Here is a 19,353-nt window from a genome sequence, read left to right as displayed (position 1 = left end):
GCCCCGGACGCACCGCCGCCGACGCGGCCCCCCTGCGCCAACTCCTCCTGCGGCACGCGGTCAGCCGCAGAGGACCACCGGACCCGATCCCGTACCCGGTCTGACCACCCAACTTCCTTTTCCCGTACGGAGATCACCTCACCATGTCCGCACACCGCACCACCCTGCGCCGCGCAGGCACCGTCGCCGCGCTCGCCACCGCCGGAGTCCTGGCCGCCGCCGGGGTCGCCTCCGCGCACGTCACCGTCCACCCGGAGAGTTACGCCAAGGGGGCAACGGACGGTGTCCTCACCTTCCGTGTCCCCAACGAGGAGGACAAGGCGAGCACCACCAAGGTCCAGGTCTATCTGCCCACCGACCACCCCGTCCTCGGCGTCCTGGTCACCCCGCAGAACGGCTGGACCGCGAAGGTCACCACCAGCAAGCTCACGACGCCGGTGAAGACCGACGACGGCACCATCACCGACGCCGTCTCCCAGATCACCTGGACCGGCGGGAAGATCGCGGCCGGACAGTACGAGGACTTCAACGTCGCCTTCGGTCAACTGCCCGACGACGCCGACCAGTTGGCGTTCAAGACGCTGCAGACCTACTCGAACGGCGACGTCGTCCGCTGGATCGAGCAGACCACGGCAGGGGACGACGAGCCGGAGAACCCGGCGCCCGTCCTCAAGCTCACCGCCAAGGAGAGCGAGGACGGCGACAAGACCCCGGCCGCCTCGACCACGGCGGCGGCCACCTCCACGAAGTCCACCACCGCCTCCTCGTCGAGCAGCGACTCGACCGCCCGCGGGCTCGGCATCGCCGGGCTGGTCGTCGGCGTGCTCGGCCTCGCGGCGGGCGCCTTCGCGATCGTGCGCAGCCGGGCCCCGCGGTCGTAGCACTCAGGTAGTACGCCGAAGGGCCCGGATCACCAGTGATCCGGGCCCTTCGGCGCAACCGTCCCTACTGCGAGACCAGTTCCAGCAGCTTCTCCTCCACCGGAACCTCCTCGACGCGGGAGGCGCGCGACGTGCGCCACAGCCACAGGATGTCGCGGCCGAAGGACCACACGAGCGTGCCCAGCGCGAGGGCCACCACGCCGATGTTGGCCGCGTGGGGCAGGAGGTTCGCGCCGGCCAGCAGGAGGAGGATGCCCTGGGTGGCGGCGACCGTCTTGCGGGCCGTGCTCGGCGGGAGCGGGGCGTTCAGCCACAGCCAGACGCGGGCCGCGGCGACGAACCCGTAGCGCATCGCGCCGATCAGCAGGACCCACGGGCCGAGCTGCGTCGAGACGTACACGCTGAGCACCAGGATCAGGAACGCGTCGACCTCCATGTCGAAGCGCGCGCCCAGCGCGGTGGAGGTGCCCGTGCGGCGGGCGACCTTGCCGTCGACGCCGTCCAGGATCAGGGCCACCGCTGTGAGGCCGACGAACAGCGTGACCGGCGGCGAACTCTCGAAGGAGTCCGCGACCAGCGCGGTCACCCCGCCGACCAGGATGGCCCGGCCGAGGGTGACCCGGTTGGCCGGTCCGAAGGAACGCGTCCGGGTCCGGTGCAGCGCCTTGGAGAGCACGGCCCAGGTGGCGATCGCGAATGCCAGGCCGGTCAGCCAGCCGGCCGGCCCCATCCCGATCGCCGTGCCGAGCAACGCCAGCAACAGGATCTGAACGCCCGCTCCCACAGCGGTCTCCTGCTGGACCAGCCTTGCTTCGTATGTGTTGTTCAGGGCCACCGCACACCCTCCGGCCGTATGACAGAGTCGATCAACGCCGCGTACTGTGCGCGGCCTGTGGTTACCCGTACGTGAACAGCTTCCCGATCGTTCAGGAGGATTCCGATGAAGCGCACCGCGAGGGCGTTTTGGATCGGTCCACCGGGTCACGGCGAGATACGCGACGTCGTTCTGCCGGACCCCGCTGAGGACGAGGTGGTGGTCCGCTCGCTGTGGTCGGGCGTGAGCCGCGGCACCGAGACCCTGGTTTTCCGCGGGGGCGTCCCCGAGAACCAGCACGCGACCATGCGGGCCCCGTTCCAGGAGGGCGACTTCCCAGGTCCGGTCAAGTACGGCTACCTCAATGTGGGGGTGGTCGAGGAGGGCCCCGAGCGACTGCTCGGCCGTACCGTCTTCTGTCTCTATCCGCATCAGACGCGCTACGTCGTCCCCGCGAGCGCCGTGACACCCGTGCCGGAGTCCGTGCCCGCCGGGCGGGCCGTCCTCGCCGGGACCGTGGAGACCGCCGTCAACGCGTTGTGGGACGCGGCGCCGCTGGTCGGCGACCGGATCGCGGTGGTCGGGGGAGGCATGGTCGGCTGTTCGGTGGCCGCGCTGCTGGGCCGTTTCCCCGGTGTGCGGGTGCAGTTGGTGGACGCCGACCCGGCGCGCGCGAAGATCGCCGAGGCGCTCGGCGTCGGCTTCGCGCTGCCGGCGGACGCGCTCGGCGACTGCGATCTCGTCGTCCACGCGAGCGCCACCGAACAGGGGCTCGCCCGTGCGCTGGAACTCCTCACCGCCGAGGGCACGGTCCTCGAACTGAGCTGGTACGGCGACCGGAAAGTGAGCCTCCCGCTCGGCGAGGCCTTCCATTCGCGCCGCCTGGTCATCCGCAGCAGCCAGGTCGGCACCGTCTCCCCGGCGCGCGCCAGTCGCAGCTACGCCGACCGGCTCGCCCTCGCCCTCGACCTGCTCGCGGACCCGGCGCTGGACGCCCTGGTCACCGGGGAGAGCGACTTCGAGGAGCTGCCGGACCTGCTGCCCAGGCTCGCCTCGGGGGAGATCCTGGCGCTGTGCCACCGGGTGCGTTACGCCGACAACGGCTGAGAACTGTTCAATTCCGTACGAGCAAGAGCGTCTGACCTGAGAAAAGAGTGAGAGTCGGCTGAACAGGGGGAGGCGTGGAGCCGTACTACACGGCATCCCCCGGCAGGGATCAGCCGGGGGACCAGACGCGCCGCACCTGGAGGGTCGTCCGTTGTTCAGCATCACCGTTCGCGATCACATCATGATCGCCCACAGCTTCCACGGCGAAGTGTTCGGGCCCGCCCAGCGGTTGCACGGAGCCACGTTCCTGGTGGACGCCACTTTCCGGCGCGAGCAGCTGGACGACGACAACATCGTTGTCGACATCGGACTGGCCACCCAGGAACTGGGCGCCGTCGTGAGCGAGTTGAACTACAGAAACCTCGACAATGAGCCCGACTTCGCCGGGGTCAACACCTCGACGGAGTTCCTCGCGAAGGTCATCGCCGACCGGCTCGCCGAGCGGATCGAGAAGGGCGCGCTCGGCGAGGGCGCCCGCGGCCTGGCCGGACTCCAGGTCACCCTGCACGAGTCGCACGTCGCCTGGGCGAGTTACGAGCGTGCCCTGTGAGCGACGTGACCATCGACCGCGCCCCCTCGCTGGGATTCCTGCCCGCACAGCGCGCGGCCTCCCGGAATGCCGAGATCATCCCCATGTCCCTGCGCACCGTGCACTTCGTGATGCCGGGCGGTGTCGACGACCCGGCCGCGCCGAGCGGCGGCAACGCCTACGACCGGCGGGTCAGCCTGGACCTGCCCGGCTTCGGCTGGCAGGTCCACAAACACGCCGTGGACGGCGGGTGGCCCCGGCCCGGTGCGGCCGCGCGTGCCGAACTCGCCCGTGTGCTGCGCGAGTTGCCGGACGGCGCCGCCGTACTGCTGGACGGGATCGTGGCCTGCGGAGTCCCCGAGATCATCGTCCCGGAGGCCGACCGGCTGAGCCTGGCCGTCCTCGTCCACCTCCCGCTCGGCGACGAGACCGGCCTGGAGGCCGCCGTCGCCGCGGAGCTGGACGAGAAGGAACGTACGGTCCTGCGCGCGGTGTCGGCCGTCGTCGGCACCAGCGAGTGGGCGGTCCGCCGTCTCGTCTCCCACCACGGCCTCGCCCCCGAGCGCGTCCATGTCGCCACCCCCGGCGCCGACATCGCCCCCCTCGCCTCCGGCACCGACGGCGTCTCCCGCCTCCTGTGCGTCGCCACGCTGACTCCGCGCAAGGGCCAGCACCGGCTGATCGAGGCCCTCGCCGCCGCGGCCGACCTGCCGTGGACCTGCGAGTGCGTCGGCGGCTTCGGCAACGACCCGGAGTACGTCGGCCACCTGCGCGACCTCATCAAGCGCCACGGCCTCCAGGACCGGCTGCACCTCGCCGGCCCGCGGGCCGGCGCCGAACTCGACGCCACCTACGCCTCCGCCGACCTCATGGTCCTCATGTCGTACGCCGAGACGTACGGCATGGCCGTCACCGAAGCCCTCGCCCGGGGCATCCCGGTGCTGGCCACGGACGTCGGCGGGCTGCCCGAGGCGGTCGGCCGCGCCCCCGACGGCGGGGTGCCCGGCATCCTCGTCCCGCCGGAGGCCCCCGCCGCCCTCGCCGCCGAACTGCGCGGCTGGTTCGGCGAGGCCGACGTACGCCGGCGGCTCAAGGCGGCCGCCCGCGGCCGGCGCGCGGCCCTCGACGGCTGGGCCACCACGGCCCGCAGCCTGGCCGGCGTCCTCACCCGGCTTCCCAGCGAGCCCCGGAGGGCGGCATGAGGAATACGCGGTCCACACGGGCCACAGCACAGGCTGGACGGATTCCGGCGCAGCCGGGGCCCAGGGGCGTACCGCTGGGCATGCTGGTCGCCCCGGCGGAGACCGACGCGAAGGACCTGACGGCTGGACAGCCGGGGCCGGAGGACATCATGGTGGGAACGGTCCAAACGGACGCGGGCGAGCAGGCGGAGCAGGGTTCCGTGATCCCCGGCGCCGGGCCCGCCGGCCGCCCCGGCGAGCGGGCCACCGTACGGCTGCGGGACGTCGGCCCCGACGATCCGCCGCGGTACGCGCCCGAGTGGCTGGAGCTGCGGGAGGGTGCCGACGCCGTCGCGCGGGCGCCCGAACTGCTCGACCCGCTGCGCATCCGGCTCGCCAACCTGCCCGGCCGTTCCGGGGTCGTCATCCACGACCTGGGCTGCGGCACCGGCTCGATGGGACGGTGGCTCGCGCCCCGCCTCGACGGCGCCCAGCACTGGATCCTGCACGACCGCGACCCCTACCTCCTGCACTTCGCCGCCGTCGCCTCACCCCGCGCCGCCGCCGACGGCAGCCGCGTCACCGTGGAGACCCGGCGCGGTGACGTGGCCCGGCTGACCCCGGACGCGCTGGTCGGTGCCTCGCTGGTGACGGCCTCCGCACTGCTGGACGTCCTGACCCGCGAGGAGGTCGACGCCCTCGTCGCCGCCTGTGTCGGCGCCGGCTGCCCGGCGCTGCTCACGCTGTCCGTGGCGGGCCGGGTCGAGATCACCCCGGCCGACCCGATGGACGCCGAGATCGCCGACGCGTTCAACGCCCACCAGCGGCGCGACGGCCTCCTCGGCCCGGACGCCGTCACCGTCACCTGCGAGGCCTTCGCCGCGCACGGCGCCACGGTCCGCGTCCACCCGAGCGCCTGGCGGCTCGGCCCCGACGAGGCCGCGCTCACCGCCGAGTGGCTGCGCGGCTGGATCGGCGCGGCCGTCGAGGAACGCCCCGAGCTGAAGGAACGCGCCGATCACTATCTGCAACGGCGCCTCGCGGCTTGCGCGGCAGGGGAGTTGACCGTGCTCGTCCACCACAGCGACCTGCTGGCACTGGCCCGGCCGACGGGGGGCACGTCATGAGCGTCGAGACCATGCGGACGGTCGCACCGCGGCCGAGCACCCGGACCCGCAGGGTGCGTGTGGACCGGTCCACGCCGGTCGCCCTCGCACTGCGCGCCAAGACCGCCGTAGAAGAGGTGCGCCGTCCCAAGCACACCCCGCCGCTGCACAGTTCGGCCGTCTCCGGCGACCGCATCGGAGTGATCGTCGCCGCCCCCCGCCCCGGCACCGACCGCGCCTCCGGCGCCCGCCGCGTCCTGCGCGCGATCCTGACCCGGGTGAACTCCCGCACGGTACGCACCCACTTCGGCACGGTCGCCGGCGTCACCATCCTCGGCGTCCTCCTCTGGCGCCTCGGCACCGGCGTCTTCCTGGACGGCCTGCGCCGCATCGACGCACCGACGCTGCTCATCGGCCTCGCGATCGGCGTGGTCACGACGGTGTTCAGCGCCTGGCGCTGGGCCCTCGTGGCGCGCGGCCTGCGCATCAAGCTGCCGCTCGGCCCCGCCGTCGCCGACTACTACCGCGCCCTGTTCCTCAACGCGGCCCTGCCCGGCGGCATCCTCGGCGACGTGCACCGCGCGGTACGCCACGGACAGAGTGCCGGCGACATGGGCCGCGCCGTACGCGCCGTCGTCCTGGAGCGCGTCGCGGGGCAGCTCGCGCTGGCCGCCGTAGGAGTGACGGTCCTGCTGGGTCTGGACTCCCCGGTGATGGCCGACGCCCGCAGCGTCGCTCCGGTCGTGCTGCTCGCCGCCGTCGGAGCACTGGCCGTCGTGGCCGCCGTACGCATGAACCGTCCGGCCACCGCCACCCGCCGGGGCCGCGCCCTGCGCACCACCCTCGACGAGGCACGCGCCGGACTCTTCTCCCGCGCCAACTGGCCCGGCGTCACCTTCTCCTCGCTCGTCATCCTGGCCGGCCACCTCGCGATGTTCGTGGTCGCCGCCCGGGCCGCCGGCTCCGCCGCCACCGTCGCCCAGCTGCTGCCGATCGCGGTCCTCGCGCTCGTCGCCATGGGCCTGCCGCTGAACGTCGGCGGCTGGGGCCCCCGCGAGGGCGTCACCGCCTGGGCCTTCGGCGCCGCGGGCCTCGGCGCGACCAGCGGCCTGGCCGTCTCCGTGATCTACGGCGTGCTCAGCTTCGTCGCCGCCCTGCCGGGCCTGCTGGTCCTGGTCGCCCGCTGGTACACCGGCCTGCGCACCGCCGGGCCCGGCACCGCCGTACCGGACCCGGTGCCCGCTCAGGCCTCTGCGGTCAGCATCGAGAAATACGCGCCGAAGGAATCGGCGAGGCTCGCCAGCAGTGCCTTCCCCTTTTCCGCCGAGCCGAGGGACGGGCGCCCGATGACGCCCGACTCGGTATAGCCGGCCATACCGAGCGTCAGGAGATGGCGACGGTCGTCGGCGACGAAATCGGAGGTCTCATATCCGGGACGGATCAATTCGGGATGAGCGTGCAGAAGAATGGAGGTCTCGATTTCCCCCGCATGCATATCCGTGAGCAACGAGGTCAGTACTCCGGCCCGCTCCAGCGCCGTCTCCCAGTCCTCGGCGGCGGGGAACAGCGCCATCCGCTCACCGCGCGCGGAGGACTCCTGAACGACGTTGCCCAGCACGTAGTTTCCGCCGTGACCGTTGACCACCACCAGGGTCTCGACCCCCGAGCGGCGGAGCGAGTCCGCGATGTCCCGCACCACCGCATGAAGGGTCACGGAAGAGATGCTGACGGTCCCCGGCCAGGCCGCGTGCTCGTGCGAGCAGGCCATCGTCACCGGCGGGAGGAGATGCACCGGGTACGCCGCGGCGATCTCCCGGGCCACGGCACAGGCGACCAACGTGTCGGTCGCCAGCGGGAGATACGGGCCGTGCTGCTCGAAACTGCCGACCGGAAGGACGGCGACCTGTGCTGATACTTCTGCCCCCCTAGACCGCACGTCCTCCGTGGTGTCCGCCGGCACCAGTCCGTATGCCGCCGTCCGTGAGCCCGAACCATTCATTTTTTCACGGCCTTTCGTCTCTGCTTAGGAACCAGATCATGACAGAAAACATTGGCGTACTCGGCAAGCAGAAGTCCGCGCAGCCCAGGGGCGCGGAACGTGTCGTGAATGCTCCCTTGCCCACCGTGTACGGCAAATTCCAGGCGATCGGCTACCTGGACCACGACCGCGGTGACGAGCAAGTGGCCCTGGTCTACGGCGACATCGGCACGGACGACGTACTCACCCGACTCCACTCGGAGTGCCTGACGGGCGACGCCTTCGGCTCCCAGCACTGCGAGTGCGGCGACCAGCTGGACGCCGCGATGCGTGCCGTCGTCGCCGAAGGCCGGGGCATCGTCGTCTACTTGAGAGGGCACGAGGGCCGCGGCATAGGCCTGCTCGCCAAGTTGCGCGCGATGGCCCTGCAGGCGGAGGGCCTCGACACCGTCGAAGCGAACCTCGCCCTCGGCCTCCCGGTCGACGCCCGCGACTACGGCGTCGCCGCCGAGATCCTGCACGACCTCGGGGTGGCGAGCGTCCGTCTGCTCTCCAACAACCCGCGCAAACGCGAGGCGTTGCTGGAACACGGCATCAAAGTCTCCGAAGAGGTACCGCTGTTGATCCCGCCCTGCGAGAACAACATCACCTACCTCCGCACCAAGCGGGAGCGTCTCGACCACCACCTGCCCCATTTGGACGCGGTGGCGCACTGGTCCTGATTCGGGTGAGCGCGGTCCGGACAGGAAGAGGGAATGACCGACGACGTCCTCTTCCTCTCCGGCGACCGGGTCAGGCAGCTGCTCGACGCCGACACGGCCATCGCCTCGCAGCGCGCGGCCTTCACCGCCCTCGGTGACGGCAACGCCGACCTGCCCGGCAAGATCATGCACCCGAGCCGTTTCGACGACAGCGTCGTCTTCGCCTATGTCTCCCGGCTGTCGGCGGACACCGGGGCGGTGGCGAAGTTCGGCAGCGTCAACCCGGCCAACGCGCGGGCCGGGCTGCCCACGGTCCACGCGGTGATCAGCGCGCTGGACCGGTCCACTGGACAGCTGGTCGCGGTCATGGACGGCACGGCGGTGACGACCCTGCGCACGGCCGCGGGCAGCGCCGTCGCCGTCGACACCCTGGCCGCCCCCGACGCCGACCGCCTCGGCGTCCTCGGCTCCGGCACCCAGGCACTCGCCCACGTCCGCGCGATCGCCCGGGTCCGGGACCTGACATCCGTACGCCTGTGGAGCCCGAACCCCGAGCGGCGCGCACGGGCCGCACAGTCGCTGACGGCCGAACTGCCCTTCCCCGTCGAGGCGGTGGCCACCGCGAAGGAGGCCGTGACCGGCGCGTCCGTGGTCGCGGCCTGCACGCTCAGCACCACCCCCGTGGTGCACGGCGCCTGGCTCGCGCCCGGGTGCACGGTCGTCAGCGTGGGCTCCTTCGAACCCACCCGCAGCGAGGTCGACCCCGAGGTCCTACGACGGTCGGCGGCCGTCGTCGTCGACGACCCGGAGACGGCCGCCGGACACGCCGGGCCGATCGTCGACGCCCTGCGCGCCGGGCTGCTCACCCCCGAGGACCTGATCCCGCTCGGCGCCGTCCTCACCGGCCGCCGCGCGGCCCGCACCCGGCCCGACGACATCGTCCACTACAACAGCGTCGGACTCGGCATCCAGGACGCGGCCGCGGCCTGGGCCGTCATCGACGCGGCCAAGAAGGAGCGTCCGTGAAGCGTCAGGCAGAGGTCGTCGTCATCGGCGGCGGGGTCATCGGCACCAGCATCGCCTATCACCTGGCCCGCGCCGGCGTCCGTGACGTCGTCCTCGTCGAACGGGACGAACTCGCCGCCGGGTCCACCTCCAAGGCGGCCGGCGGAGTACGCGCACAGTTCTCCGACGGCCTCAACGTGCAACTGGGCGCACGCAGTCTGGAGGCCTTCGGACGCTTCGAGGAGGACACCGGCCACGACATCGGGTTACATCGCGTCGGCTACCTGTTCCTCCTCTCGACGCCCGAGGACGTGGCGTCCTTCGAGGCGGGCGTCCGGCTGCAGAACTCCCTCGACGTGCCCAGCCGCATCATCGACCCCGCCGAGGCCCGCCGCCTCTCCCCGTTGATCAGCACCGAAGGCCTCATCGCCGCCGCCTACTCGCCCGACGACGGCCACTGCACCCCCGAGGCGGTCGTCCACGGCTACGCGGCCGCCGCCCGCGCCCACGGCGCGACGATCCTGCGCCACACCGACGTCACAGGCATCGAGACACACGGCTACACCATCACGGCGGTCGTGACGACCCTGGGCCGCATCGACACCAGCACCGTGATCTGCGCGGCCGGCGCCTGGTCCAAGGGGATCGGCGCGATGGCGGGCGTGGACCTCCCCGTGCAACCGCTGCGCCGCCAGATCGCGGTCACGGAACCGGTCACGGGACTGCCGCCCAACCTCCCCATGACGATCGACTTCACCACCAGCCTCTACTTCCACACCGAGGGCCCCGGCCTCCTCGTCGGCATGTCCGACCCCGACGAGCGTCCCGGCTTCGCCACCGACACCCACGACCGCTGGATCCCCCGCCTCGCCGACGCCATGCGGCGCCGCGCCCCCGGCCTCCTCGACCTGCGCCGCACCGGCGGCTGGGCGGGCCTGTACGAGAACACGCCGGACCACAACGCCCTGATCGGCGAGGCGACTTCGGTCTCCCGCTTCCTCTACGCCACCGGTTTCTCCGGCCACGGTTTCCTCCAGGGACCGGCCGTCGGCGAGGTCGTCCGCGACCTGTACCTCGGCCACGTACCCTTCGTGGACGTCAGCCCCCTGAGCGCCGGCCGGTTCGCGGCCGACGCCCCGCGCCCGGAGGTCAACCTGGTATGACCGAGCTCCATCTGTGGCTGCGCCACGAGCCCCGCACGACCGAACGCCGCACCCCGGTCGTCCCCTCCGACGCCCGCCGCCTCGTCGAGAACGGCGTGACCCTCACGGTCGAGGAGTCCCCGCAACGGATCTTCCCCATCGAGGAGTACGAGGCGGTCGGCGCCCGCGTCGCACCCGCGGACTCCTGGGCGTCGGCGCCGAAGGACACGGTGATCCTCGGCCTCAAGGAACTCCCGGACCAGCCCACTGAGTTGACCCACCGTCACATCTTCTTCGGGCACGCCTACAAGGACCAGCCGGGAGCGAGTGACCTGCTGAGCCGGTTCGCGGCCGGGGGCGGAGCGCTGCTCGACCTCGAATACCTGGTGGACGACAAAGGCCGCCGCCTCGCCGCGTTCGGCTTCTGGGCCGGCTACCTGGGCGCGGCCCTGGCCGTCCTCCAGCACCGGGGCCGGCTGGTCGCACCGCTGACGCCCACCTCGAAGGAGGAGCTGGATGAGCAGCTCCAACCCGCCGCAGGGGAGGCGGAGTTCAACGCGCTGGTGATCGGCGCGCTCGGCCGCAGCGGACGCGGAGCGCGGGTCGCGTTCTCCACCGCCGGGATCGAACCGACCTGTTGGGACATGGCCGAGACCCAGAACCTGGACCGCCCGGCCCTGTTGGCCCACGACGTCCTGGTCAACTGCGTTCTGGCTACGACCCCCGTCCCGCCCTTCCTCCGCGATGTGGACCTCGACGACCCGACCCGCCGCCTCCGCACCGTCTCCGACGTCACCTGCGACGTCGGCTCGCCCCTCAACGTCCTGCCGGTCTACGACCGCACGACCGAATGGGACGACCCCGTACGGCAGTTGCGCGAGCGCCCCCCGCTCGACCTCATCGCGATCGACAACCTGCCGTCCCTCCTCCCGAGGGAGTCCAGCACCGACTTCTCGGCCGCGCTGCTGCCCCAACTCCTGGATTTCGGGACCGGCGAGGCGTGGGGACGCGCCCTCGACCTGTTCCGTACGAAGTCCCGTGAACTCGGAATCGCCGTGGCAGATGGGGAGTTGGGCCATGTCTGACGTGGTGCGCGCGAGCGGCACCGTCCACTGGATCGGCGCCGGACTGTCCACGGGCAGCGGGCTCGCCCTGCTGTGCGACACGGCCGAGCGGGTACGGCTGTGGCACCGCACCGAGGAGCGCGCGGCGCAGGCCCTCGACCACCTGGGCCTGACGGGACGCGCCGAACCGCGAGCCTTCGAACCTGCCGCCCTCACGGCCGAGTTGGCGCCCGGAGACGTCGTCGTCTCCATGCTGCCCGCGCCTGAGCACGCGGCGCTGCTGGCCGTCTGCGTGCGGCGGCAGGCGCACTTCGCCTGCTCCAGCTATGTGTCGGACGCCGTCCTGGAACAGGTACCGGCGGCCGAGAAGGCGGGCATTGTCGTCCTCACCGAGGCCGGCCTCGACCCCGGCATCGACCATCTCTTCGCGCACAGCCTGGTCGCCCGCGCCCGGGAGGCGATCGGCGAGGGCACGGCGGCCTCGTACAGCCTCACGTCGTACTGCGGCGGTGTCCCGGCGGTGCCCAACGACTTCCGGTACCGGTTCAGTTGGGCGCCCGCCGGAGTCCTGGGGGCGCTGCGCTCGCCTGCGCGGTACCTGGAGGACGGCGAGGAGACCACGGCCGACCGGCCCTGGGAGGTGACCCGGCCGCACGTCGTCGACGGCGAGACCTTCGAGGTCTATCCGAACCGGGACAGTGTGCCGTTCATCGAGCAGTACGGGCTGCCGGCGTCCTGGACACCGCGGACGTTCGTGCGCGGCACGCTGCGACTCGATGGCTGGCTGCGGGCCTGGGACGCCGTGTTCGAGGAGCTGAAGGCGGGCGACGACACCCGGATCGCCGCGCTGGCAAGGGAGTTGGCGGCGACCTACCCCACCACGGACGCCGACCACGACCGGGTCGTCCTCGAAGTGTCCCTGGACGTCCGGGGCGACACGGGCCAGGCCTGGTCCGGCAGCTACCTCCTCGACCTGGTCGGCGACGAGGAGGAGAGCGCCATGGCCCGCTGCGTCTCGCGCCCGCTCTCCCTCGCCGTCCGCCACATCCTCTCCGACGACCTGCCGTCCGGCCTGAACCGGGCGGCGGAGACGGCGGAACGGTCACGGGAGTGGCTGAGTGAACTGGCGGGGGAGGGACTGGAGTTCACACTGCGGGTTGATCAGTAGCAGTTGCCGGCGGAGTGGCTGAGCCTCAGTCCGTGACGGCCTCGTGCACCAGCTGCTTCAGCTCGGGGATGATCTTCAGGGAGTGCTTCGGCCGCAGCTGGGTCATGAACTGCACGGTGAGATCGCGGCTCGGGTCCACCCAGAACGTCGTCGTAGCCGCGCCGCTCCACCCGAACGCGCCCAGTCCCATGGGGGATTGGGTGCGCTCGGGGTCGATGACCACGGAGACGCTGAGGCCGAAGCCCATTCCGTCGTTGCCGGGTTCCTGATGCGCGGGGCTGCCGAAGGCGCGCATGTCGGCGCCGCCGGGAAGGTGGTTGCTGGCCATGAGGTCGACCGTCTCGGGCGCGAGCAGCCGGGTGCCGTCGAGTTCGCCCCGCCGCCGCAGGAACTCCGCGAACCGGTGCACGTCGTACGGGCTCGCCGCCATCCCGCCGCTGCCCGACAGGAACCGCGGCCGGCCACCCCGCAGCGGCAGCCCGGCGATCGACTCGATACCGCCGCCGTCGGCGTCGCCGTACAACTCGGAGAGCCGGCCGGCCTTTTCGTCCGGGACCGAGAAGCCGGCGTCCGGCATCCCCAGCGGCCGGAAGATCCGCTCGGCGAAGAACTCGTCGAGCCGCTGCCCGGAGACCACTTCGACGACCCGGCCGAGCACGTTCGAGGCGACGGAGTAGTTCCACTGCGTGCCCGGCTCGAACTGCAGCGGCAGGCTCGCGTAGATGTCGATCGTCTCGGCGAGGTTCGCGCCGGGCGGCACCGACGACTCCAGGTGCGCGTCCCGGTACAGGGCGTCGACCGGATGCGAGTGGTAGAACGCGAAGGTCAGGCCCGAGGTGTGGGTCATCAGATGCCGGATCAGCACCGGCTGCTCCACCGGCCGCGTCTTCACATCGGCGCCGGAGCCGCTGTCGTAGACCCGCATGTCCGCGAAGGCCGGCAGATGACGGCCGACCGGGTCGTCCAGGGAGAGCTTGCCCTCCTCCATCAGGATCAGCGCGGCGACCGCGGTGACCGGCTTGGTCATGGAGTAGATCCGGTACAACGTGTCCGGCGTGACGGGCAGTCGGGCCGCGACATCGCGGTGCCCGTGGGCGGTGAGGTGGGCGACGCGGCCGTGACGGGCCACGGACACCAGGAAGCCCGGCAGGCGCTCCACGTCGACGTAATGGGCGAAGTGCTGGTCCAGGCGGTCCAGCGCCTTGTGATCCAGTCCGACCTCGTCCGGGTCGACCTCTTGTCGCAGCTGTGCCATGGCTCTCCTCCGAATTGCGTTCACGAGGTGGGGTCCCGCATACCCGGCCCCGGACACCTCGGAACTCATCGTCGCGCAGGAACACCTGCGCGGTCTCCTGTAACGGGGGGATGTGTGAGCGACGCGACTGTCCGCCCGGGCAGCACGAGACAGGCGAGAGCGCCGGTCAGGGCCACCGCGGCGAGGATTCCGAGCGCCAACTCCCGCCCACCGGCGGCCATCAGCGCACTTCCCGCCGCGACCCCGAGCGTCGGCCCCACGTTCACTGCGGTCTGCTTCAGCCCGCCCGCCACCCCGGCCGATTCGACGACCGCCGCCCGTACGACGACCTGGGTCGCCGCCACCATCACCGTTCCGAACCCGGCCCCGAGCAGGGCGAAACCCGCGCATACCGTGGCTGTGCCGGAGGCCCGGGACAGCACGAGCACGGCCAGGGCTACGACCACCATCGCCGCTCCGGTCGTGGAGCGGGCCCCGGCCCGGCGCAGCACCACGGCCGTCGCGGGTGCCGTGAGCACCATCGCGGCGGCCAACGGCACTCCTCGGAGCGCGCTTTGGAACGGGCCAAGTCCCATCGTGTCCTGCAGGAAATAGGTGACGACGAACAGCGTCCCGGAGAACGCGGCCGACGCGGCGAGCAGCATTCCGAGCGCTCCGCGTATCGCCGCCGAGCCGACGACGTCCGGTGGCAGGAGCGGATGTGCGGTACGACGTTCGTGGCGTACGAAGGAGACGCCGGCCAGCGCCGATACGGCCAACCCGGCGGCCGAGCCGGGGAGATCCACCAGGGCCTGGACGAGCGAGGCGAGGGAGAGCGCGAGGAGCAGGGCGCCGGGCAGATCGAACCGGACGCCGTTTGACTGTCGTTGTCGCGGTCCTCGAACGGTCAGGGCGAGCGCGCCGAACACGAGCGAGGGCACGACGTTCAGGAAGAACACGGCCCGCCAGCCCACCGCGTCCACCAACGCCCCGCCCACCAACGGCCCGGCGGCCGCCGCCACTGCGATCACACTCGTCCGTACGGCGATGGGCATGCCGAGCCGGTCGGGCGGGAACGCGGCGCGCAGCATGCCGAGCGTGGCCGGTTGGAGCAGCGCCCCGAACACCCCCTGGACGACCCGGAGTCCGATCACCCAGCCGACACCGGGCGCCAGACCGATCCCGGCCGAGGCGAGACCGAAGCCGAGCATGCCGAGCCCGAACACCCGCTGATGCCCGTACCGGTCCCCGATCCGCCCGGCCGACACCAACAGGCCTGCCACGGCGACGAGATACGCGGTGCTCGTCCACTGGACCTGCGCGAGCGAGGCCCCCAACTCCCGTTGCAGGGTGGGCTGTACGACGGTGAGTACGGTCCCGTCCAGCGCGACGATTGCGGCGCCGGCGACACTGCTCGCCAGCACGAGCCTTCGGTGAACCGTCATCGGGTGCCCTCCGGACCCAGGTGCGCGTCGAGGGCCGACCGCAACAGGGGGACGAAGTCGGCGGCGCCGGTGGCGAGTTGGAGGCTGCCCCAGCGCCAGAGCTGGGCGATGCCGTGCAGGTTCGCCCACAACGCGCCCGCGACCAGGCGGGCGTCCACGTCGGGACGCGACCGGCCGACCAGGTCCACCAGGACGCCGAACAGGGGCAGGCTGGTGTCCCGCAGCCCCAAGTGCCCGCTCTCCAGCAGGTCGTGACGGAACATCAACTCGTACATGCCGGGGTTGTCGAGCGCGAACTCCAGGTAGACGTGGCCAAGCGCTGTCAATTGCGCGCGCGGGCTCGCTCCAGCCTCTCCGAGGGCCCGCGTCGCCCGCTCGCCCAGGTCGGCGAAGCCGCGCCGCGCGATGGCGGACAGGAGTTCCAGGTGGGTGGGGAAATAGCGGCGGGGTGCCCCGTGGGAGACACCGGCCCGCCGGGCGATCTCGCGCAGGGTCAACGCCTGCGCACCTTCCTGGGCCACCAGCTCCACACCCACGTCGACCAGGCGGCCGCGCAGTCCTGCTTCCGGTTCGCTCACGCTCATAGACATTGTCTACCAGCCATTCGTAGACAGTGTCTACTCGCTGGCTCCCAGCTCGGGGAATGCGTGACCCGCTTCACACGGTTGATGGACGCATGACTCACGACGCGACGCAGGACGCACTGCTCCAGTTGCTCTCCGAGGGCCACGGCGGGGTACTGGTCACCCTCAAGAAGGACGGCCGGCCCCAGCTGTCGAACGTCAGCCACGCCTACTACCCCGACGAGCGGATCATCCGGGTGTCGATCACCGACGACCGCACCAAGACCCGCAACCTGCGCCGGGACCCCCGCGCCTCCTATCACGTGACCAGCGCCGACCGCTGGGCCTTCACGGTCGCCGAGGGTACGGCGGACCTCACCCCGGTCGCCGCCGACCCGCACGACGACACGGTCGAGGAACTCATCCGGCTCTACCGCGACGTCCTCGGCGAGCACCCGGACTGGGGCGACTACCGGGCGGCGATGGTGCGGGACCGGAGGCTGGTGCTGCGGTTGCGGGTGGAGCGGGCTTACGGGATTCCGGCGAGGCCGAAGCGCGGTTGAGCCGTCCGGAACAGAGGTGACCCATCGTCACCATCCTTCACCGGCGCTAAGGTTGATCCGCTGTGCGGTGAGCGGACGACGGGGGAGTGCACGAGGTGATGGATCTGCTGTCCACGAGCGCCATCGGTGCGGTGTTCGGGGCCGTCGGCTCCGGGATGGCCGGTGAGGCAGGCAAGTTGGCCTGGGAGTCGGCCGGCGGAATGGTCCGTCGCCTCGCCGGACGCGAGGTGACGGCACCCGCCACCCCCGACGAGGTGAACGCGATCGCGCGCATGGTCCACGACCGTGTCCACAGTGACCCCGAACTCGCCCTCGCCTGGACCCGGTTCGCGCGAGGCGTGCGCAGATCGCAGCCCGTCACCGGGCCGGGACGCCACTGCCTCCCGTCGGCACCCCGTTCCTTCACGGACCGTCAGGACGCCCTGAAACTCCTGGACAAGGAGGCGACCCGCGCCTTCGACGGCCGTCCACGGCTGGCGCTCCTCCACGGCCCCGAGGGCATCGGCACCAGCACCCTCGCCTTCCACTGGGGCGCACGACAGGTGGCCCGCTTCCCCGACGGGCAGCTCTACGCCGACCTGCGCGCGCTCGGCCCCGGACCGGTCCTGGCCACGCTGCTGCGCCAACTCGGCCTGCCCGACGAGGACATACCGCCCGTGACCGCCGACCGGGCCGCCCTGTTCCGGCGCTCCCTGACCGGCCGCCGCGTTCTCGTGGTGCTCGATCACGCGTGTTCCGGCGCCCAGGTGCAGCCGCTGCTGGCACCGGCGCCGGATGTGGTCACCCTCGTCGTGGCGCGGAATCCGCTCATCGGCCTCGACGCCCTGCGGATCCCGGTCGGACCGCTCGGTCGCCGGGACGCGAAACGGCTGCTCACCGAGCTGGTCGGCAAACCCGCGGTCAGTGCCGCCCGCGCCACGCTGCCCGCCGTACTGGACCGCTGCGCCGGTTCGCCCTACGCGCTGCGCGCCGCCGCACCCCGGCTGGCCGGGCCGCCCCTACCGCCGGAGACACCCGGGTCCGCATACGACCCGGTGAGTTCCGCAGTCGAGGACTCCTACCGCCTGCTGACCCCGGACGCCGCTCGCCTCTACCGCCTGACCGGCCTGTACGACTGGCCCGCCCTCGACGCCGCCGCGGCCGCCCGAGCCGCCGATACCGACGAGGCCGAAGCCGCCCGGCTCCTCGACGAGTTGGCCGGCGCCCTGCTCATCGAGGTCACGGACGACGGCCGTTACCGCTACCGGCCCGCCGTCCGCGCGCACGCCGCCCGCACAGCCGCCGCCGTGGACGGCATCGCCGCGTGCTCCGCCGCCGTGTCCCGCACCGTCGAGGGCTATCTGCACCTCGCACTCGCCGCGGCACAGGCCGCGTTGCCCGAGAGCTGGCGCGTCCCGTCCACGCCCACACCGCTGTCGTACGAGAACCGGGGCGCGGGCGTCGCCGCACTGGCCGCCGAGTCCTCCAACCTGGTCCAAGCGGTGCACGCAGCCGAGGAGTTCGGCGACTGGGACACCGTCGTCCTGCTGGGCCAGGCCCTGTGGCCGCTCCAACTCAAGGCGGGCCACCACGACATACTGCTGCCCGCCCTCCAGTCGGGGGTCCGTACGGCGGACACCCACTTCCCGGGCACCCGTATCGCCGGTGCCCTGCACGCCCAACTCGCCCACAGCCTCATGGAGTTGCGGCGCTGGGACGAGGCGGAACCCGAGGCGCTCGCGGCGGCACGGGACGAACGGGCGGGAGGACATGTACGCGGCCAGGCCTCCGCCGTCGAGTTCCTCGGCCTGCTCCGGCTGCGCCAGTGGCGCTTCGACGAGGCGTACGCGGCCTTCGACGAGGCGTACCGCATCCTCGACGGCATCGGTCCCGCCGACGAGGGCGCCGCCGATCTGCCGCGCGCCCGCGCCCTGTTGGAACGCCACCGCGGTCGTGCCCTGCGCGGACTGGGCCGTCAGGCCGAGGCCGTCGAGCGCCTGGACCGCGCCCTGGCCTTCTTCCGCGCCGGCGGCGAGGCCTACAACACGGCCCGCACCCTCACCGACCTCGCCGAAACCCGCCTGAACAGCGACGAGTTCACGGCCGCCCGCGCCTTGATCGACGAAGCGACCGCCGCCCTCCGCGACGAGAACGCCGAACAGCACCTGGAGTATCTGCGCGGCCTGCGCGAACGGTGCGAGGGCTAACCGTGGGTGACCCGTACCCGGTGCACGGCCCCTCCCGTGTGTACGGTCAGCCCCTGGGTGACGACCTCGTGCAGGGACTTGCCGGACGCGAGCCAGGCATGCAGGGCCGAGGCGCAGGCTGCCGGATCGGCGTCCGCGCCCGGCTCCGCGCGCAGGTGCAGCAGGGTGTCGTCCGAGGTGCGGACCGTGCAGGTGCCGGGGCCGGTGATGTACGCGGCCAGGGCGCACTGCGGGTGCCGGGCGAGTGTCTCCGTCGTCCAGAGCGCGGGTGACCCGAAGCGCGGATCGTCGGCCGCGCCGTACCGGAACACCACGTCGGCCAGGGAGAGTTGGGACTGCTCACAGGTGTCCTCGTGCACCGCCATGTGCGTCTCGCCCGTGCCGTCGGGCGCCGGGTGCGGGCCCGCGTACCGGACGACCGAGACTTCGCCCGAGCCCGACAACGTGGTCAGCACCTGGAGCGGGACCGTGTGCGCCGCGGGTTCGAACGGCGGGAGCGGGAGCGGTTCGAGCAGCGCGGGCGCGTCCGGTTCGGGGATGCCGATCATGTCGTAGAAGAGGCGTCGGAGGCGGGACGCCGACTCGCCCGGTACGGAGCTGGTGAAGGTGGCGGGGTCGGGCAACGGGCTGTGTGTGGCGATGAGTTGGGCCAGTTGGGGGCGCAGCGGGAGTGCGGGGTCCAGGCG

General features: G+C 72.1%; 17 protein-coding genes and 2 pseudogenes. 13 read left to right on the top strand and 6 right to left on the bottom strand.

What is annotated here, in order from left to right; genetic code table 11:
- Positions 1 to 143: 143 nt before the first annotated feature.
- The gene (locus AC31A1_RS25100) at positions 144 to 881 is read left to right on the top strand and encodes a YcnI family copper-binding membrane protein (protein WP_489655485.1); all 738 of its coding nucleotides are present in this window, start codon (positions 144 to 146) and stop codon (positions 879 to 881) included.
- 64 nt (positions 882 to 945) lie between these two features.
- Here AC31A1_RS25100 and AC31A1_RS25095 read toward each other — a convergent pair whose 3' ends face one another.
- Positions 946 to 1,716: a CDP-alcohol phosphatidyltransferase family protein gene (locus AC31A1_RS25095; protein WP_489655484.1), complete on the bottom strand. Its 771-nt coding sequence runs from the start codon at positions 1,714 to 1,716 to the stop codon at positions 946 to 948.
- Positions 1,717 to 1,821: 105 nt separating this feature from the next.
- Here AC31A1_RS25095 and AC31A1_RS25090 point away from each other — a divergent pair, with 105 nt between their 5' ends.
- From AC31A1_RS25090 to AC31A1_RS25070, 5 genes and pseudogenes are all read left to right on the top strand, one after another.
- Positions 1,822 to 2,802, top strand: coding sequence for a zinc-dependent alcohol dehydrogenase (locus tag AC31A1_RS25090; RefSeq protein ID WP_489655483.1), 981 nt, complete (start codon positions 1,822 to 1,824; stop codon positions 2,800 to 2,802).
- Positions 2,803 to 2,953: 151 nt separating this feature from the next.
- Positions 2,954 to 3,352 carry a 6-pyruvoyl trahydropterin synthase family protein gene (locus tag AC31A1_RS25085; RefSeq protein ID WP_043671992.1) on the top strand — a complete coding sequence of 133 codons (399 nt, stop codon included), beginning with the start codon at positions 2,954 to 2,956 and terminating at the stop codon, positions 3,350 to 3,352.
- Positions 3,349 to 4,533 carry a glycosyltransferase family 4 protein gene (locus AC31A1_RS25080; RefSeq protein WP_489655482.1) on the top strand — a complete coding sequence of 395 codons (1,185 nt, stop codon included), beginning with the start codon at positions 3,349 to 3,351 and terminating at the stop codon, positions 4,531 to 4,533. Before AC31A1_RS25085 ends, AC31A1_RS25080 begins: the two co-directional genes overlap by 4 nt.
- A 149-nt stretch (positions 4,534 to 4,682) precedes the next feature.
- Positions 4,683 to 5,639, top strand: a complete 957-nt coding sequence (locus tag AC31A1_RS25075) for a methyltransferase domain-containing protein (RefSeq protein WP_489655486.1) — start codon at positions 4,683 to 4,685, stop codon at positions 5,637 to 5,639.
- A pseudogene (locus AC31A1_RS25070) lies at positions 5,636 to 6,766 on the top strand (lysylphosphatidylglycerol synthase transmembrane domain-containing protein); the annotation flags it as partial. The gene AC31A1_RS25075 and the pseudogene AC31A1_RS25070, both read left to right, overlap by 4 nt.
- 95 nt (positions 6,767 to 6,861) lie before the next feature.
- Here the strand turns inward: AC31A1_RS25070 and AC31A1_RS25065 are convergent.
- Positions 6,862 to 7,617: a creatininase family protein gene (locus AC31A1_RS25065; RefSeq protein WP_489655481.1), complete on the bottom strand. Its 756-nt coding sequence runs from the start codon at positions 7,615 to 7,617 to the stop codon at positions 6,862 to 6,864.
- A 38-nt stretch (positions 7,618 to 7,655) separates the two neighbouring features.
- Between AC31A1_RS25065 and ribA the strand changes: the two genes are divergently transcribed.
- The 5 genes from ribA to AC31A1_RS25040 are packed head-to-tail and all read left to right on the top strand — an operon-like array spanning position 7,656 to position 12,676.
- On the top strand, positions 7,656 to 8,318 hold the full coding sequence (gene ribA / locus AC31A1_RS25060; RefSeq protein WP_318019959.1) for a GTP cyclohydrolase II: 663 nt from the start codon (positions 7,656 to 7,658) through the stop codon (positions 8,316 to 8,318).
- A gap of 33 nt (positions 8,319 to 8,351) precedes the next feature.
- On the top strand, positions 8,352 to 9,323 hold the full coding sequence (locus AC31A1_RS25055) for an ornithine cyclodeaminase family protein (RefSeq protein ID WP_489655480.1): 972 nt from the start codon (positions 8,352 to 8,354) through the stop codon (positions 9,321 to 9,323).
- A complete protein-coding gene (locus AC31A1_RS25050; protein ID WP_489655479.1) occupies positions 9,320 to 10,465 on the top strand; it encodes an NAD(P)/FAD-dependent oxidoreductase in 1,146 nt (381 codons plus the stop codon). The genes AC31A1_RS25055 and AC31A1_RS25050 overlap by 4 nt, the downstream gene beginning before the upstream one ends.
- A complete protein-coding gene (locus AC31A1_RS25045; protein WP_489655478.1) occupies positions 10,462 to 11,529 on the top strand; it encodes a saccharopine dehydrogenase in 1,068 nt (355 codons plus the stop codon). The genes AC31A1_RS25050 and AC31A1_RS25045 overlap by 4 nt, the downstream gene beginning before the upstream one ends.
- On the top strand, positions 11,522 to 12,676 hold the full coding sequence (locus tag AC31A1_RS25040) for a saccharopine dehydrogenase family protein (RefSeq protein WP_489655477.1): 1,155 nt from the start codon (positions 11,522 to 11,524) through the stop codon (positions 12,674 to 12,676). Before AC31A1_RS25045 ends, AC31A1_RS25040 begins: the two co-directional genes overlap by 8 nt.
- A gap of 25 nt (positions 12,677 to 12,701) precedes the next feature.
- Here AC31A1_RS25040 and AC31A1_RS25035 read toward each other — a convergent pair whose 3' ends face one another.
- The 3 genes from AC31A1_RS25035 to AC31A1_RS25025 form a co-directional block, all read right to left on the bottom strand.
- Positions 12,702 to 13,931, bottom strand: a complete 1,230-nt coding sequence (locus AC31A1_RS25035) for a serine hydrolase domain-containing protein (protein WP_489655476.1) — start codon at positions 13,929 to 13,931, stop codon at positions 12,702 to 12,704.
- 65 nt (positions 13,932 to 13,996) lie between these two features.
- Entirely contained in the window at positions 13,997 to 15,355 is a 1,359-nt protein-coding gene (locus tag AC31A1_RS25030; RefSeq protein ID WP_489655475.1) for an MFS transporter, read from the bottom strand.
- Entirely contained in the window at positions 15,352 to 15,939 is a 588-nt protein-coding gene (locus AC31A1_RS25025) for a TetR/AcrR family transcriptional regulator (RefSeq protein ID WP_489655474.1), read from the bottom strand. The genes AC31A1_RS25030 and AC31A1_RS25025 overlap by 4 nt, the downstream gene beginning before the upstream one ends.
- Before the next feature lie 92 nt (positions 15,940 to 16,031).
- Between AC31A1_RS25025 and AC31A1_RS25020 the strand changes: the two genes are divergently transcribed.
- Positions 16,032 to 16,481: a PPOX class F420-dependent oxidoreductase gene (locus tag AC31A1_RS25020; protein WP_489655473.1), complete on the top strand. Its 450-nt coding sequence runs from the start codon at positions 16,032 to 16,034 to the stop codon at positions 16,479 to 16,481.
- Between the two features lie 98 nt (positions 16,482 to 16,579).
- The gene (locus AC31A1_RS25015; RefSeq protein ID WP_489655472.1) at positions 16,580 to 18,667 is read left to right on the top strand and encodes a tetratricopeptide repeat protein; all 2,088 of its coding nucleotides are present in this window, start codon (positions 16,580 to 16,582) and stop codon (positions 18,665 to 18,667) included.
- Here the strand turns inward: AC31A1_RS25015 and AC31A1_RS25010 are convergent.
- Positions 18,664 to 19,353, bottom strand: a pseudogene (locus AC31A1_RS25010) (hypothetical protein); the annotation flags it as partial. The gene AC31A1_RS25015 and the pseudogene AC31A1_RS25010 sit on opposite strands and share 4 nt — an antisense overlap.

The sequence above is a fragment of the Streptomyces sp. P5F9 genome (genome assembly GCF_057961495.1).
Note: the sequence above shows the minus strand (reverse complement) of the source record. Positions and strands in the feature narration are given on the sequence as shown.